14 protein-coding genes and 1 pseudogene are annotated in these 14,642 nt (G+C 62.3%); 9 read left to right on the top strand and 6 right to left on the bottom strand.

Annotated features, from left to right (window positions below; translation table 11 throughout):
• Nucleotides 1-23: 23 nt before the first annotated feature.
• Nucleotides 24-77: pseudogene (locus XB14_RS33865) on the bottom strand (hypothetical protein); the annotation flags it as partial.
• A gap of 200 nt (nucleotides 78-277) precedes the next feature.
• Between XB14_RS33865 and XB14_RS20845 the strand changes: the two are divergent.
• From XB14_RS20845 to XB14_RS20820, 6 genes are all read left to right on the top strand, one after another.
• A complete protein-coding gene (locus XB14_RS20845; RefSeq protein ID WP_077963561.1) occupies nucleotides 278-1,015 on the top strand; it encodes an SDR family oxidoreductase in 738 nt (245 codons plus the stop codon).
• A 450-nt stretch (nucleotides 1,016-1,465) separates the two neighbouring features.
• The gene (locus tag XB14_RS20840; RefSeq protein ID WP_179119632.1) at nucleotides 1,466-2,674 is read left to right on the top strand and encodes an MFS transporter; all 1,209 of its coding nucleotides are present in this window, start codon (nucleotides 1,466-1,468) and stop codon (nucleotides 2,672-2,674) included.
• A 122-nt stretch (nucleotides 2,675-2,796) separates the two neighbouring features.
• Entirely contained in the window at nucleotides 2,797-3,435 is a 639-nt protein-coding gene (locus XB14_RS20835; protein ID WP_077963551.1) for a LysE family translocator, read from the top strand.
• A gap of 554 nt (nucleotides 3,436-3,989) precedes the next feature.
• On the top strand, nucleotides 3,990-4,667 hold the full coding sequence (locus XB14_RS20830) for an isochorismatase family protein (protein WP_077963549.1): 678 nt from the start codon (nucleotides 3,990-3,992) through the stop codon (nucleotides 4,665-4,667).
• Nucleotides 4,668-4,747: 80 nt separating this feature from the next.
• Nucleotides 4,748-5,818: an LLM class flavin-dependent oxidoreductase gene (locus XB14_RS20825; protein ID WP_077963547.1), complete on the top strand. Its 1,071-nt coding sequence runs from the start codon at nucleotides 4,748-4,750 to the stop codon at nucleotides 5,816-5,818.
• Complete coding sequence (locus tag XB14_RS20820) at nucleotides 5,811-6,452, top strand: NADPH-dependent F420 reductase (protein ID WP_210190035.1); 642 nt, start codon at nucleotides 5,811-5,813, stop codon at nucleotides 6,450-6,452. The genes XB14_RS20825 and XB14_RS20820 overlap by 8 nt, the downstream gene beginning before the upstream one ends.
• 45 nt (nucleotides 6,453-6,497) lie before the next feature.
• On the opposite strand, the gene XB14_RS20815 is transcribed toward XB14_RS20820, so the two are convergent.
• Complete coding sequence (locus XB14_RS20815) at nucleotides 6,498-6,713, bottom strand: DUF4287 domain-containing protein (RefSeq protein ID WP_077963543.1); 216 nt, start codon at nucleotides 6,711-6,713, stop codon at nucleotides 6,498-6,500.
• A 74-nt stretch (nucleotides 6,714-6,787) separates the two neighbouring features.
• The gene (locus tag XB14_RS20810; RefSeq protein ID WP_077963535.1) at nucleotides 6,788-7,516 is read right to left on the bottom strand and encodes a TetR/AcrR family transcriptional regulator; all 729 of its coding nucleotides are present in this window, start codon (nucleotides 7,514-7,516) and stop codon (nucleotides 6,788-6,790) included.
• On the opposite strand from XB14_RS20810, the gene XB14_RS20805 reads away from it, so the two are divergent.
• Complete coding sequence (locus XB14_RS20805; RefSeq protein ID WP_210190034.1) at nucleotides 7,463-8,983, top strand: aspartate aminotransferase family protein; 1,521 nt, start codon at nucleotides 7,463-7,465, stop codon at nucleotides 8,981-8,983. The two genes, XB14_RS20810 and XB14_RS20805, sit on opposite strands and share 54 nt — an antisense overlap.
• A gap of 279 nt (nucleotides 8,984-9,262) precedes the next feature.
• A complete protein-coding gene (locus XB14_RS20800) occupies nucleotides 9,263-9,856 on the top strand; it encodes a TetR/AcrR family transcriptional regulator (RefSeq protein ID WP_077963530.1) in 594 nt (197 codons plus the stop codon).
• A gap of 30 nt (nucleotides 9,857-9,886) precedes the next feature.
• On the opposite strand, the gene XB14_RS20795 is transcribed toward XB14_RS20800, so the two are convergent.
• Nucleotides 9,887-10,981, bottom strand: coding sequence for an MFS transporter (locus tag XB14_RS20795; RefSeq protein ID WP_234804111.1), 1,095 nt, complete (start codon nucleotides 10,979-10,981; stop codon nucleotides 9,887-9,889).
• Here XB14_RS20795 and XB14_RS33860 point away from each other — a divergent pair.
• Complete coding sequence (locus XB14_RS33860) at nucleotides 10,901-11,704, top strand: CGNR zinc finger domain-containing protein (protein WP_077964030.1); 804 nt, start codon at nucleotides 10,901-10,903, stop codon at nucleotides 11,702-11,704. The two genes, XB14_RS20795 and XB14_RS33860, sit on opposite strands and share 81 nt — an antisense overlap.
• 199 nt (nucleotides 11,705-11,903) lie before the next feature.
• Here the strand turns inward: XB14_RS33860 and XB14_RS20785 are convergent, their stop codons facing one another.
• Both XB14_RS20785 and XB14_RS20780 read right to left on the bottom strand, forming a co-directional pair.
• Nucleotides 11,904-12,455, bottom strand: a complete 552-nt coding sequence (locus tag XB14_RS20785) for a hypothetical protein (RefSeq protein ID WP_077963526.1) — start codon at nucleotides 12,453-12,455, stop codon at nucleotides 11,904-11,906.
• Between the two features lie 294 nt (nucleotides 12,456-12,749).
• A complete protein-coding gene (locus tag XB14_RS20780; RefSeq protein WP_077963525.1) occupies nucleotides 12,750-14,552 on the bottom strand; it encodes a phosphoenolpyruvate carboxykinase (GTP) in 1,803 nt (600 codons plus the stop codon).
• Nucleotides 14,553-14,642: the final 90 nt, after the last annotated feature.

The raw sequence follows: 14,642 nt of genomic DNA, 5'->3' as shown, positions 1-14,642 counted from the left end.
CGATTGAAAATTCGGATGCCGACACGCTCCTCCAAACGTGCAACCGCGCGGCTGATAGCAGGCTGCGTCAATCCCATGGCTTCGCCCGCCCGGGCAAAGCTGCCGGCCTCGACGACCGCAGAAAGCACACCGATCCCGCTGAGCAGGCGCGCATCAAACGTCATGACGACTCATACTTTCGGTTATTGCTCCCCTACCAACTATGCATTTTTTCTTCTCTCATGCCAGGCGTATCCTCCTCTCGATCAATAGACCGAACAACGCAAGGGCTTGAAAAATGAGCAACAGCAGCAAGGTCGCACTCGTTACCGGAGCGTCGCGGGGCATCGGGGCGGAAATCGCCAGGGGCCTCGCCCGTGACGGCTTCAAGATTGTCGTGAACTATGCGGGACGCACCGAGGCGGCCAAGGCGGTCGCAGACGAAATCATCGGCGCAGGTGGCGACGCGCGCATCGTTCAGGCGGATGTCAGCGATGCCCGCGCGGTCGCGGCGATGTTCGACACGGCCACCCAAGCCTTCGGCGGAGTGGACGTCGTCGTCAACAGCGCCGGCATCATGAAGCTTGCCCCGATCGCCGACGTCGCCGACGACGTCGTCAACGAGACCATCGCGATAAACCTCAAGGGCACGTTCAACGTCTGCCGTGAAGCGGCGAGACGGCTGCGCAACGATGGCCGTATCATCAACGTCTCGTCGAGCGTGATTGGCATGCGCCTGCCGACCTATGGCATCTACATTGCCACCAAGGCGGCCGTTGAAGGACTGACCCAGGTGTTGGCCCAGGAGATGCGCGGCCGCGGCATTCGCGTGAACGCCATCGCCCCCGGCCCGGTGGCGACAGAGCTGTTCCTGAGCGGCAAGAGCCCTGAACTGCTTGACCGCATGGCCAGGATGAACCCTCTCGAACGGCTTGCCGAACCCGAAGATATCGCCCGCGTCGTTTCTTTCCTCGCCGGACCGGAAGGCGCGTGGATCAACGGCCAGGTCATCCGGGCAAACGGCGGCATGTGCTGAGCCGCACGCATCTCCTCACAACGAATGCTCACTCATGGAAGGAACATCCCATGACCCAAGCTTAGAGGCTGCACTGCGATCGTTGCAACACGGGCCGGGGATGAAAAGATCGGGTGCTTTCGCTGTCGGAGGGCCTCAGCAACCTGAAGGTCCTGTTCGTCCGGACACTTGCCGCGATGCACTTCGACGGGAAGGGCGCGACCGCATCGGCGCAAGCAAGGGTGGCCGAGGCAGGAGCGGTGAGCTTGCAGGGCAGCCCCGGGCTGTCCCCTGTCGACGGCCGGTCAAGAACGTGTTCGAACGCTTCTGACCTCCCGTTCCGCCGCCGCATTTTTTTCGCGCGTGACGTTGCGTGGTGGTTGCCCGCCTATCGCAGGATGCATAAGCTCCCCGGCGCGCGGCCATCGCCGCAAGCCATTTCCCGGAATCCCTGGAGCCAAGAAATCAGCCATGACAGTCGCCATCCCTGCTATGACACGGCCCAAGACGCATCTTGCGGTCCTGGTCGTTCTGGGGCTTACCCACCTCCTCAACGACCTCATGCAGTCGCTGATCCCGGCCGCCTATCCGATCCTGAAGGATGCCTATGCACTGGATTTCGTGCAGATCGGCATGATCACCATGACCTTCCAGATTGCCGGGTCGCTGCTGCAGCCTGCGATCGGCATGGTCACGGACAAACACCCCGCACCCTATTCGCCGGTCGTCGGGATGATGTTCACGCTCTCCGGATTGGTCAGCCTCGCTCTTGCCGACAGCTATGCGATGATCCTCGTCTCGGTCGCGCTCATCGGCATCGGATCGTCGATCTTCCATCCCGAAGCCACGCGCATGGCCCGCTATGCCGCCGGCGGTCGACAGGGATTGGCACAGGGACTGTTTCAGGTCGGCGGCCAGGCAGGCGGCGCGCTCGGCCCGGTCTTCGCCGCGCTGATCATCGTTCCCTGGGGACAGCCGAGCCTCGCCTGGTTCGCCGCTCTCGCCTTGCTGGCCATGGTGCTTCTCGCCTGGATCGGCGGCAAGCAGCGGGAGATCAGCGCCGCATTCATGGCGTTGCGGGCGGAGGGCAAGCAGGCGGGCGGCGGCATCCGTCATGCACCGGCGACGATCGGCGCAGGCCTGGTGGTGCTGACGCTGCTGATGTTCACCAAGAACGCCTATGGCGAAAGCTTCCGCTCGTTCTACACCTTCTACCTCATGGAGCGGTTCGGCCTTTCCATCCCTTCCGCACAGATGATGCTGTTCATCTTCCTGCTGGCGTCGGCCGCAGGGGCGCTGATCGGCGGCATTGTCGGCGATCGCATCGGGCGCTACCGGATCATCTGGATTTCGGTTCTCGGACCGCTCCCTCTGACGCTCATGCTGCCCCATGTCGACCTGTTCTGGACCGGCGTGCTGACGGTGATGATCAACCTGATCATGGCGAGCGCCTTCGCATCGATCCTGATTTACGCCATCGAGTTGCTGCCGCACCGCATAGGGCTCATCGGCGGGTTGTTCTACGGCCTGAACTTCGGCCTGGGCGGCATTGCAGCGGCGCTTCTCGGAATACTGGCCGACCGCTACGGTGTCGAAACGGTCTATTACGTCTGCTCCTTCCTTCCGCTTGCGGGACTTCTCGCCTGGTTCCTCCCGAAGATCGAGGAAGGTCACCATTGAGGGGTATCTTACCGCTTACTCAGTGGAGCCAGCAGGAGCGACACGCGCCCGATTGAGGAATGATGCAACGCGTTTCATAATCGTCCCGCGCTGGCGGCGCTTTCTAACGAGAGGATAGCGACATGCATGAACTCGCAATTCTTGCCTCCATCCTGGGCGTCTTCCTGCTTGGCGCCATGAGCCCTGGCCCGAGCTTCATCGTGGTGTCGCGCATCGCGATCGCCCGGTCGCGCGCCGACGGCTTGATGGCGGCGGTCGGCATGGGCATTGGCGGCTTCCTGTTCGCCTGCATTGCGGTCGCCGGCCTGACGGCGATCCTTCTCCAGGTCGAATGGCTCAACATCCTCTTGAGGCTCGCCGGTGGCGCCTATCTGGTCTGGATCGGCATCGGCATCTGGCGGGCTGCACCGCAAAAGATAACGATTGCCGAAACGCCCGCCGACCAGCCGGGCACGCTCTGGAAATCTCTGCTGCGGGGGCTTTTCGTTCAGATCTCCAACCCGAAGACGGCGATCTTCTACGCTTCGATGTTCGCCGCGCTGCTGCCGTCGCCGACACCCACCTGGATGCTGCTCGCCCTTCCGCCCCTGCTCTTCATCAACGAGTTCCTGTGGTACGCAATCGTCGCCGTCGGCTTTTCCGCGCATGCACCGCGGGTCGTCTATCTGCGCTCCAAGACCTGGATTGACCGGGCCGCCGGCGCGGTGGTGGGCGCGCTCGGCATCAAGCTGATGACCGACAGCGCGCGAACAATCGGCTGACGGTCAGCGTCGGCACTGACCGTCAGGGGTCCTCGACCTCGTCATCACCACCGATCATCCCGACGGTTGGGTGCGTTACATTCCGGGGCGAGGTCCGAGCCGTTGACCAAACTCACGTGAGATTGATGGTCTCGGCGAGGGCGAAGACGCGCTCCTGAATGTCCACGGTGCGTCGTCTGGCGTGCGCCCAGTCGACGTCGACCATCGCGCCGTTGCGTTTCACGCGGCGGCCGCTCGCAAGGCGTCGCGCCAAAAAGCCCGGCGCGGTTCACACCGATACGCCCCCCAAGGAGCGGACAAGTAGCGCCGTTTCGGCATGGTTCGTCCCATTGTGTTCGTCCCATTTCATTGGGCCGCTCAAACGCGCCTGCGCCAAGCTTCGCTCGTCCCCGTGCCGACGCGCTTGCGTGATCAAGCCGGCTGAATTGTCCTAGAAGTGAGACATAGAAGCTCAATCCAGGTGTCTACCGCCAATTTGTATCATCCCTATTCTCTTAGTCATCGAAGGCCGCTCAATCAGAAACGGTCCGAGCAATCAAGAGAAAGGAACCGACATGACCCCAGCAAACTTCAACGGACAGCGCCCGGTTATCGATCCCGATGATGCGGTGATGCTTTTGATCGACCACCAGAGCGGCCTGTTCCAGACCGTCAACGACATGCCGATGCCGAAGCTGCGGGCCCATGCGGCAGCGCTTGCCAGCATGGCGACGCTGACGAAGATGCCGGTCATCACCACGGCCTCCGTGCCGCAGGGCCCGAACGGCCCGCTGATCCCGGAAATCCATGCCAACGCGCCGCATGCCAAGTATGTCGCCCGCCGTGGCGAGATCAACGCCTGGGACAACCCGGACTTCGTCGCCGCCGTCAAGGAGACCGGCCGCAAGACCCTGATCATCGCCGGCACGATCACCAGCGTCTGCATGGCCTTCCCGGCAATCAGCGCCGTCCATGACGGCTACAAGGTCTTCGTCGTCGTCGATGCTTCGGGCACCTATTCGAAGATGGCCGAGGAGATCACCCTTGCCCGCGTCGTTCAGGCCGGCGTCGTGCCGATGGATACGGCAGCGGTCGCCTCCGAACTGCAGCGCACCTGGCATCGCGACGACGCCCAGCAGTGGGCCGAGATCTACACCAGGATCTTCCCGGAATATCAGCTGCTGATCGAAAGCTACCTCAAGGCCCAGCAGGTCGAAAAGGACCAGGAACAGCTGGACTCGCAGCGCGGCTAAGACCGTCGCGCCCGGATGGCGCCGGGCGCTTTGCCCCGGCGCCGAAGCGCCGTCGAATGAGAGTACATCAGGAGAAGTCGATGGAACTAGGGATCTACAGCTTCGGCGACGTACAGCGCGATGCCGCAACCGGCGAACTCGGTTCGACCGCGCAAGCGACGCGCAACCTGCTCGAGGCCATCCAGCTCGCAGACCAGGTGGGTCTCGACTATTTCGGGATCGGCGAACATCATACGCGCGAAATGCCGGCGTCCGCCGCCACGGTTATTCTGGGCGCCGCGGCCTCGTCCACCTCGACCATCAAGCTCGGCAGCGCCGTGACCGTGCTCAGCACCGACGACCCGGTGCGGGTCTATCAGCAATTCGCAACCCTCGATGCCGTTTCGAACGGGCGCGCCGAGATCACGGCGGGCCGCGGTTCGTCAACGGAATCGTTTCCGCTCTTCGGCCAGAGCCTCAACGACTATGACGAACTCTACGCCGAGAAGCTCGATCTGCTCCTGAAGATCAATGAGAGCGAGACCGTCACCTGGTCCGGTAAATTCCGGCCGGCCCTGAACGACGCGCTGGTCGTGCCGCGGCCCGAAAGGGGAACCTTGCCGATCTGGCTCGCGACGGGCGGCAATCCGCATTCGTCGGTTCGCGCCGGCCTGCTCGGCCTGCCGATTTCCTATGCGATCATCGGCGGCCAGGCGCACCGGTTCGCACCCCTGGCGGATCTCTACAGACGTGCGGCCGAGCAGACTGGACACGGACCGGAGAAGATCAAGGTGTCTGTCGCGAGTCCCGGTTTTGTCGGGGACGACGCCAAACGAGCCAAGGACTTCTTCTGGACGCACTGGCACGCGGTCATGGAACAGATCGGCCGGATTCGCGGATTTGCGCCGCCGCCGCGGTTTCACTACGACACGGAAGCAAGCGGCGCGGGTGCGCTCTTTGTGGGTCATCCCGAGGAGATCGCCGAGCGGATCGTGACGCTTCACAAGAGCATCGGCCATCAACGCCAGTTCTTCCAGACGGATGTCGGGCAAATGCCGCACCGGGACTTCCTGCGCTCGATCGAACTCCTGGGCACCCGGGTAAAGCCACTTGTCGATGCCGAACTCGGCAAGCGCCAGCGGGAGACCGACGAGGCAACAGCACATGCATAAAGTTGCGATCCTCGGCGCCGGGCGGGTCGGCACTGCCCTTGCGCGGCGCGCCTTGTCCGCCGGCTACGAGGTTCGGGTCGCGACCTCGCGACCAGCCGCCGACAACGCCTTCATGCTGCAGATCGTGGCGCCGGGGGCGATTGCCGCGGGCGCCGAAGAGGCGATCGCCGAGAGCGACATCATCGTTCTGGCGCTGCCTCTGTCGAAGTATCGCACTCTCAAACCCGAGCTGCTTCAGGGCAAGATCGTCGTCGACACCATGAATTACTGGGCGCCGACGGACGGGACGCTCGCCGAATTCGAGGGCGCCGCCTCAAGCAGCGAAGTGGTCCAGCGCTTCCTGAAGGGCACGCGGCTGGTGCGCAGCTTCAACCATATGGGCTACCATGAAATCGAGGACGCTGCCCGCCCTCAAGGGCATGCCGAGCGTCGCGCCATGGCGGTCGCCGGTGATGATCCCGAGGCAAACCTTGTGGTTGCGGCGTTCGTCGACAGGCTTGGCTTTGATCCGGTCCTTTCCGGTGGACTGGCGTCGTCCCGTCTCTTTGCCGGCGGCACCCCGATTTTCGGTGCGGCGATGACCCGCGGCGAAATGGAGGAAAATCTCGGGCTCTCCAGCGAAAATCTGGTCTAGCTCGGTTCGCTGGTCAGTCGAAACGAAGCGGGGCCAAGGCTTGTCTCACACGCCAATCTGGGCTCGGTAGAATGCCACGAGCGCGTTGGCATGGCCATGACCGATCTTGTGGTCCTCCTTGAGGAAGGCCACCTGTTCCATGTGCTTCTTTTCCTTCACGGAATTGAGAAGATCGAACCAATGGGCGACAGGCTTGCCATAGGTCTTTTCAATGGACGGGAAATAGGATGCCGGACCCTTAACTTTGGTATCAGTTGCCATATGCGTCTAAATCCTTGCGTTGTTGTTCGCGGTACGGACGGACAAGGGGATAACCTCGCCCCTCCGTCGGATCGTCATGCGCTCATCGTGTGCTTCGCCAGCTTTGCTTCCAAGCCAAGGACGAATGCCTCGACATAAGTCTCGAACCCTCCGTCGAGCGGTGCGGTGCTTCCGCTTTCCCACCGCAAGATGAAGGCGCGATTGGCGAGGCCACCGAAGTTTGCGTGGATGAGCGGGTAGTGATCGGAAGGAAGCTCCCTCAATTGCTGTTCGAAGGCGCGTGCCCAGCTGTCGGGCTCGTCGCGCGGCACGGGCGCAAACTCGAGCGTGACATAGCCGAGCATCGCGGCCAGGACCGCGTTGTAGGCATCGATCAGCGCCGCGCCGCGGAACCCGGCGCCATCCAGCGCCGTCAGCACACGCTCGACAAGGATGGGATTGACCCCGGCATTGGATACGAGCTGGGCGCCGAGCAAGGGCGCAACGTTCGGGTGTTCGGAGAGCGCCTTGCGATACTGCCGAAACAGCAGCCTGATCCATTCTCGCCAGTCGTCGTTCATGTGAAGAGCCGGCGTGACGCCATTGAGCGCTCTTGACGCGACAGCCGCCAGAAGCGCGTTCTTGCCGGCCTTGAAATACCAGTAGATGGCCGTGGGATAGACCTTAAGCTCGCGTGCGACTTCCCGCATGCTGAAGCCGTCGAGCCCATCCCGATCGATAATCATGAGCGCCGTCGCGACGATCTGATCATGGCCGAGCTGGTCATTGCGGCGACCGCGCCGTGGGGCGTCTTCCTTCGACATGCTGCTCCTATCGGCACCAACGGTGCCGGATCCGGCACCATTCCATGCTTCCAACAGTATCTCATCCAAATTTTATTGTACAGTAGACAAATAAAATTGTTCTTCGTACAAAATGAGGCCCAGAGGGTCGAAGGAGGGCGAGGCATGTCGAAGAATGGAAAAGCCGCCATTGCGATGGCGCTGGCCGAAGCACATCATCGGTATGAACAGGCCAATCGGCTGAGCCTGGAATACCATCGGACCGCCCGTGCGTTCATGCCCGGCGGCAACACGCGCAGCATCCTGTTCCACAGGCCTTTCCCATTGGCGATCGAACGCGGAAGCGGCGCGCAGCTCTGGGACGTCGATGGACACGAATATTCAAACTTCCTGGGTGAATACACCGCCGGCCTCTTCGGGCACTCCCACCCAAAAATTCGGGCGGCCATCGAGGCCGCTCTCGAACAGGGCCTCAACCTTTCTGCCCATACGCGGAGCGAAGCCAGCTTTGCAGCCGCCATCTGCGAGCGGTTTTCCGCGATCGAGCTCGTTCGTTTTACCAATTCGGGAACCGAAGCGAACCTGATGGCGCTGGCGGCGGCAACGGCGATCACCGGACGCCGGAAAGTCCTGGTGTTCGACGGCGGCTATCATGGCGGCGTTCTCAATTTCGCAACCGGCGGCGCTCCCACAAATGTGCCTCATGATTTTGTTGTCGGGACCTACAATGATCTGGAAGGCACGGCGGCGCTGTTGCAGGAGCTCGGCGCCCAATGTGCTGCCATTCTGGTCGAGCCGATGCTCGGCTCCGGTGGCTGCATACCGGCCGAGCGAAGCTTTCTTGAACTTCTCCGGACGGAAGCAAGCCGGCACGGAGCGCTGCTGCTCTTCGACGAGGTGATGACCTCGCGACTTTCGCCGGGCGGGCTGCAGGCGCTCCACGGGATTGCGCCCGACCTCATGACCCTTGGAAAATACATCGGCGGCGGCATGTCCATCGGTGCCTTTGGCGGCAACGCGGCCATCATGGCACGATTTGATCCTGCAAGCGCTGCAGCCTTTGCCCACGCAGGAACCTTCAACAACAACGTACTCACGATGAAAGCAGGCCTTGCGGCACTGACCGAGATCTATACGCCTGATGTCGCCACGCGACTAAGCGCGGAAGGGGATACGTTCCGCGGACAACTCAACACGCTCTGCGCCGATGCGGGCGCGCCGGTGCAAATCACGGGAATGGGTTCGCTCGGGACCGTGCACTTTGCCCGCGGCCAACTCCGTTCGGCCGCTGACGCAAGAAACGCCGAACAGGAACTGAAGGAACTCTTCTATTTCGACATGCTGTCCCGCGGGCTCTACCTCGCCCGACGCGGGATGTACGCTCTCAGCTTGGAGATCTCCGAGAGCGACCGCTCGCGATTTCAGGCCGCCTTCGCCGAATTCCTCGATGAGCGCCAAGACCTCTTCAATCGGGTTGCCGCATGCTAGGGCCAAGAACAGGCGCTCAGGAGCGCTGCGGGCGGAAATGACGCATAGGCGTGATGCAGGCTTGCCAAGGCGAGCAAGCGAGAGCCGAAGCATCGGTTCTTCGAAACGGAGAAGAGAGGAGAAATGGCAGAAAGTTCAACCATAGCTGTTCTCAGACGTTGACTGGGCAACAATCGGCATCCACGGTCCGGAACATTGTGTTCGGAAACGCGGGACAGACGGACACCTCTGGTGCCCTTGGACTGCCAACCGCACAAGCCCGGAAAGAGGAGAACGAACATGGGGATCGATCGGCGGGTGGCCAGAACGCGCACGGCGCTTTACGAAGCGCTTCTGTCCCTGATCCGCCGCAAACACTACGAGCTGATCACCGTGGAAGAGATCCTGGCCGAGGCGAACATCGGTCGATCGACGTTTTATGCCCATTTCACCTCGAAAGATGACCTTCTGAAACGCAGCCTGGAGCGTTTGCGCGATCTGCTCGTGACCGCAAAGGACAGGACGATCTCGGCGGCGCTCCAGCAGGAACCTGAGAAGGCATGGGACCCGAGCCGGGCCCTGTTCGAGCATGTCGCGGAACACGCGGACATCCGGGTCGCGCTGGCTGGCGGACGCGGCGGCGGCATCGTTCGCGATGCGATAGACGATGTGCTTGCGGAAATCCTCCGCAAGTCACTGCCCACGACGATGCATGCCACCGTTCCTCGTGATCTCGTGATCCGCCATATGGTCTCCACATTCAACGCCGTTCTGCGCTGGTGGCTGGAGGAGCGACCGGAAATGACACCGCGCGAAGCCGACGCTGCGTTCCGAAAACTCGTGCTCCATGGCGTGCCGCCGGAGACGTGTCGGCCTTTCATCATGACGGCGTGACCTGCCAGACATGTGGCGACTTTCAGTCCGTCACGTCCGATCCTCAATCACACCAGCCGCGCCGCCGAGCTTCAGCCACAACAGGACGATGGCCGACATTGCCGAGGCTGCGGCCGCGACCAGGTAAATGCTGCGCCGCCCCCATTCTTCATCCAGATAGCCGGAAAGGAGTGTGCCAAGCCCGTAGCCGCCCCACATGAAACCACTGAGCCAGCCAAACGCCTCCGTGCGGTCTTCAGGCCGGGCACTGATGCCGACTGCGAACTGGCCCAGCGCATCCCGCGCCCCGCTTAAGAGTCCGACGCCGACGTAAAGCACCAGCAGTCCCCATGATCCGAGAACCGAACTCATCAAGACGAAGAGGCAGGCCGTTGCCAGATGGAAGCCGATCATGTCTCGCTTCACGTTCGCATCGCGCGATCGGACGCCGGAGAGAAGTCCCCCGACGACCTCGCCGCCAGCGAAGGCGCTGAAGAGAAGGCTCGCCGCCGTCGCCGTGGCGCCAGCCGCAGCCCCGACCTGCAAGGCCCCTATCGTGAAGGTATCGGCCGCGATAACGGCGAGAAGCAGCATCAGTGGCGCATTTTCGGCCAGCGCAAGCGCCTTGCGCCTGCTGCGCTCAGCGCCCTTGAGCCCCGATGCACCCGTTGCGATCAGCAAGTCTCCGGTAATCTTGGCTATGGCGCAGGCACCCACGACCGTGTTTGCCGACAGGAAGAAAAGGAGACCGCCCACGACCATCGGACCCAGGATGAACGTGGTTGAATTGATCACCGTATCAAGCGCGTAGGCACTCGACAGGTATTTTCCGGGAACCAGCAACGGCCAGGTGCTGCGCACGACCGCGGTTGACGGCGGGGTCGTGCAGCCCAGAAAAGCTGCGGCAACGATGAGGTGAGACAGCGGCAGCGCAAGAACGAGAGCAGACACGATCGCCGCATAGGACAACGCGTGGAACCCGATAAAGACATGAAGAGTACGCCGCGGGCCGTATCGATCCGCGAGACGTCCACCGATCGGGGCCGCCAAAGCGAGCGCAACGGCATGGACGAACAGGACAAGGCCTGCTTCGGCGAAGGAACCGTTGCTCGCGGAGACCGCAAGCAGAAGAGAAAGGCTCAGCATCGATGTCGTCAGACGACTGACCGCTGCCGCACCCGCAAGCCGAACGGCTCCGTCGCTGCGCAGTACTGCGGCATAAGTTCTCCAAGCCATCGTGACGTTACCCCTCTCATTCGTTTAAAAGGTAACAGCGATCTTTATGGAGTTACCGTCAAAATGCAACTTACAAGTAACTCGCAACGACAGGCCGGGTTAGCGGCGCTGCTGGTCAACCTCGCGCTGGAGGGACGCGCGGGAGGGCGTTCCTATCCTGGCTTGCGGGAGCGCGCACTTAATCAAGCGTTCGCCGAGCAGCTCCACGCGCCGATGAGACAAAGGCTGTTGTCGGTGGATGATGCCGGCGCTCGGCTCTATTCGGTCGCTGTAGCGCTTCGCCCGGTGTTTGAAGCACCGGACGAGACGACGGCGGCAAAAACCTTGAATGACCTGATGCTCCGCTATGGAGCGCGCCCTTACCTCGTTGAAGATGTGGGGCAGCCATTTCACCTGCACTTCCATGGCGATGGAGAAACCGATGTGGAGGCGCTGGCAGGCGAGTTTGCGGTGTCCCTGGCGCTGCTGATGGACACGTTTGGAACGCGGCGCTTTGGCATATGTCATGCGAAGGAATGCGACCGCGCCTATGTCGACGTCACGCGTAACGGATCCAAGCTCTACTGTTCGGAGGCCTGCGCGGCGCGCATGAAAATGGCCGAGTATCGCGCGCGTTCAAACAGGAACCGCTAGGCGGTCGTGTGGATCGACGGCCGGCCCGAGGCGCAATCTCAACGGCGCCCCGCGGTCATTCGCCGAAAACACAATGGGATCGTGGCAAGGACGCAAGCCCCGGGGCATGTCGCGCAAAACTGCGCAGCGATCTTGCGATTGCACGCGACAAATCAATAACTGAAAGCGCTCGAAGCGAAGCTGAAGATCGCGATGCGCTTTAGTCGGCGCAAAGCAATTGGCCGTCGAAAAGGCCCTTGTCAAAACGCATCGAGACGATCGTCTTCAAACCATCCGGGTCCGCATGAAACACGCCGTCCGCCTGGCCGCCTTCGATGGGCGTCTCGATCCGGCGATAGTTCACGAGACCGGGCACGAGATCCACCTGCTCGACATAGCCCGGCGCCTCAAAGCTGTAGACGACATCGGCCGAGATGAATTCGAGATGCACGACTTTGCCGGCGGGCAGCGTGATTTGGCGGCCGACGGTACATTCTACCGAAGGATCATTCTCAGGGAGCTCGCCTGGCTTGCGGTATTCGAGCGTGAGCGCGCCCTTGTCGGCTCTCAACACAACCGTGAGATCCGCATCGCCGGGCGACGTGGAGAGCGGGGCAAGAAGATCGTCCGCCGTGACGCAGTCGGCCCGATTGGCCTCGGGCAAGTCGTCACCACAGAGCTCTGACTGCGTCTTCGCCTCTTCTGCGGTCGCCACGCCCGGCGACGCCGCAGCCATGGCAAGGATAAGGGCGACCCTCGGCGCGCAAGTCATTGTTCGTGCCCTCCTTTAGCCCGGCATTCGATCGACGGGGCATCTGTGAGCCAGCCGGGACCGGAGCGCAAGCATCGATCGTCGCATCACTTGGGGCGTCGCAATCCTGTCATCGCTTCACGGTGAGTTTCACGCTGCGCGATTGTTGTCATAGGTCCCGACGTGCGGCCGCCCGCATCCGCAGGCCGAAAGCGATCCGCGACCTGCCGCCTGCGGGGGCCTATACCGCCGGTCTGCCGGCGGAGCAGCACTCCAGAGGGAATGCCGGCAGATCCAGTCGAACGACGAAACGCTCTAGTTTTGAGCCGGAGCCAGCGCGTCGAGCAAAGCCTGACGGGTGACGGAAAGCTCCGCCGGCAATCTCTGGCCGAAGGATTGCAGCCATGCATCATGGCCTTGCAGCTCTTGCGCAAGCTCGGTCGGATCGACCTTCATCAGCGCCTCGAAAGTCTGACCGTCATAGTCGAGACCGCGCCAGTCGATGTCGTCGTAGCGCGGCACAAGGCCGATCGGTGCGGCTTGCCCGCCGCCCGTGTTTTCTGTCCGTTGCACGATCCATTTCAGCACTCGCATGTTTTGCCGGAAGCCCGGCCAGAGGAACGCACCGCCCTCGTCGCGCCGGAACCAGTTGACGCGGAAGATTGCCGGCGCATTCACAAGCCGGTCGCCCATCGACAGCCAGTGGGCGAAATAGTCGGCCATGTTGTAGCCGCAGAAAGGCAGCATCGCGAAGGGATCGCGCCGTGTCGCCGCCTGGTTCTCGGCAGCGGCCGTCGCTTCCGACCCGAGCGTTGCGGCCCAGTAGACACCCTCGCGCCAGTCCCTTGCCTCAAAGACGAGCGGAAAGGTATGGGAGAGCCGCCCGCCGAAGACGAACGCCGAGATCGGCACGCCGGCGGGATCGGCCGCAGGGTCCATGCTCGGGCAGCGGGCACGCGAAACGGTGAAGCGGGCATTCGGATGGGCGGCGGGGCGACTGGCCTCAGGCGTCCAGTCGAGACCGCGCCAATCCACCAGCGCTGGCGGCGGCTCCTCCGTCAAGCCCTCCCACCAGACGTCACCATCGGGCGTGAGCGCGCAATTGGTGAAAATGGTATCGCGCGAGATCGCCGCTATCATGTTGGGATTGGTCTTGTCGTTGGTGCCCGGGGCAACGCCGAAGAAGCCGGTTTCCGGATTGATGGCGAGCAATGTGCCGTCCGCATCCGGCCGTATCCAGGCAATGTCGTCACCGACCGTCTTGACCTTCCACCCGTCAAAATCCTCGGGCGGCAGAAGCATGGCGAAATTGGTCTTGCCGCAGGCAGACGGAAAGGCGGCCGCGACATAGGTCGTTTTTCCAGCGGGATCCTCGACGCCCATGATCAACATGTGCTCGGCAAGCCACCCTTCCTTTCGCCCCTTCAGCGAGGCGGTCCGCAATGCCAGGCACTTCTTGCCAAGAAGCGCATTTCCGCCGTAGCCGGAACCGAAGGACGCGATCGAGCCGTCGTCCTGGAAGCTCACGATATATTTGTGTTCCGCGTTGCAGGGCCACGGCACATCGCGATCGCCGGGCGCGAGCGGGGCTCCGACCGAATGCAGGCAGCGCACGAATTCGCTGGCGCCGAGTGCGCGCAGGACAGGCAGGCCGATGTGCGCCATCAGCTTCATGCTGACCGCGACATAGGCGGAATCGGTGATCTGGACCCCGATCATCGCAAGTTCCGAACCGGGTTCTCCCATCGAGAAGGGGATTACATACATGGTCCGCCCGCGCATCGACCCTTTGAACAACCGCGCAAGCTCGGCGCGCATGCTGGCCGGATCCGCCCAATAGTTTGTCGGCCCGGCATCGTCCCGGTCAGCCGTGCACACGAAAGTGCGATGCTCGAGGCGTGCGACATCACCGGGATCGGAACGGCAGAGGAACGAGTTCGGACGCTTGTCTTCGTTCAACCGGATAAAGGTGCCCGCCGCGACAAGGGTGCTGCAGAGACGCTCGTATTCCGCATCGCTGCCGTCGCAGACATGGACCTGATCCGGTTCGCACAGGGCCTGAACCTCGTCGATCCATTGGCTAAGGGCGGAGTTGGTTATGACAGTCAGGTCTTGCATGGATATGTCTCTCGCTTGGCAGAAATGAAGTCGGTTCGCGCGGGCCGGCGTTCACATGTTCGGATAGACCGGGCCTTCGCCGATTTCCTT

Source organism: Ensifer adhaerens (assembly GCF_002007205.1).
Lineage (GTDB): Bacteria > Pseudomonadota > Alphaproteobacteria > Rhizobiales > Rhizobiaceae > Ensifer > Ensifer adhaerens_D.
This window is presented reverse-complemented; position numbering and strand designations above follow the sequence as displayed.

Bases quoted from the DNA above. Each gene is read 5' to 3' on its own strand.
- XB14_RS20845 (WP_077963561.1), top strand. From the start codon at position 278: ATGAGCAACAGCAGCAAGGTCGCACTCGTTACCGGAGCGTCGCGGGGC.
- XB14_RS20840 (WP_179119632.1), top strand. From the start codon at position 1,466: ATGACAGTCGCCATCCCTGCTATGACACGGCCCAAGACGCATCTTGCG.
- XB14_RS20835 (WP_077963551.1), top strand. From the start codon at position 2,797: ATGCATGAACTCGCAATTCTTGCCTCCATCCTGGGCGTCTTCCTGCTT.
- XB14_RS20830 (WP_077963549.1), top strand. From the start codon at position 3,990: ATGACCCCAGCAAACTTCAACGGACAGCGCCCGGTTATCGATCCCGAT.
- XB14_RS20825 (WP_077963547.1), top strand. From the start codon at position 4,748: ATGGAACTAGGGATCTACAGCTTCGGCGACGTACAGCGCGATGCCGCA.
- XB14_RS20820 (WP_210190035.1), top strand. From the start codon at position 5,811: ATGCATAAAGTTGCGATCCTCGGCGCCGGGCGGGTCGGCACTGCCCTT.
- XB14_RS20815 (WP_077963543.1), bottom strand. From the start codon at position 6,713: ATGGCAACTGATACCAAAGTTAAGGGTCCGGCATCCTATTTCCCGTCC.
- XB14_RS20805 (WP_210190034.1), top strand. From the start codon at position 7,463: ATGGCCGAGCTGGTCATTGCGGCGACCGCGCCGTGGGGCGTCTTCCTT.
- XB14_RS20810 (WP_077963535.1), bottom strand. From the start codon at position 7,516: ATGTCGAAGGAAGACGCCCCACGGCGCGGTCGCCGCAATGACCAGCTC.
- XB14_RS20800 (WP_077963530.1), top strand. From the start codon at position 9,263: ATGGGGATCGATCGGCGGGTGGCCAGAACGCGCACGGCGCTTTACGAA.
- XB14_RS33860 (WP_077964030.1), top strand. From the start codon at position 10,901: ATGGACGAACAGGACAAGGCCTGCTTCGGCGAAGGAACCGTTGCTCGC.
- XB14_RS20795 (WP_234804111.1), bottom strand. From the start codon at position 10,981: ATGCTGAGCCTTTCTCTTCTGCTTGCGGTCTCCGCGAGCAACGGTTCC.
- XB14_RS20785 (WP_077963526.1), bottom strand. From the start codon at position 12,455: ATGACTTGCGCGCCGAGGGTCGCCCTTATCCTTGCCATGGCTGCGGCG.
- XB14_RS20780 (WP_077963525.1), bottom strand. From the start codon at position 14,552: ATGCAAGACCTGACTGTCATAACCAACTCCGCCCTTAGCCAATGGATC.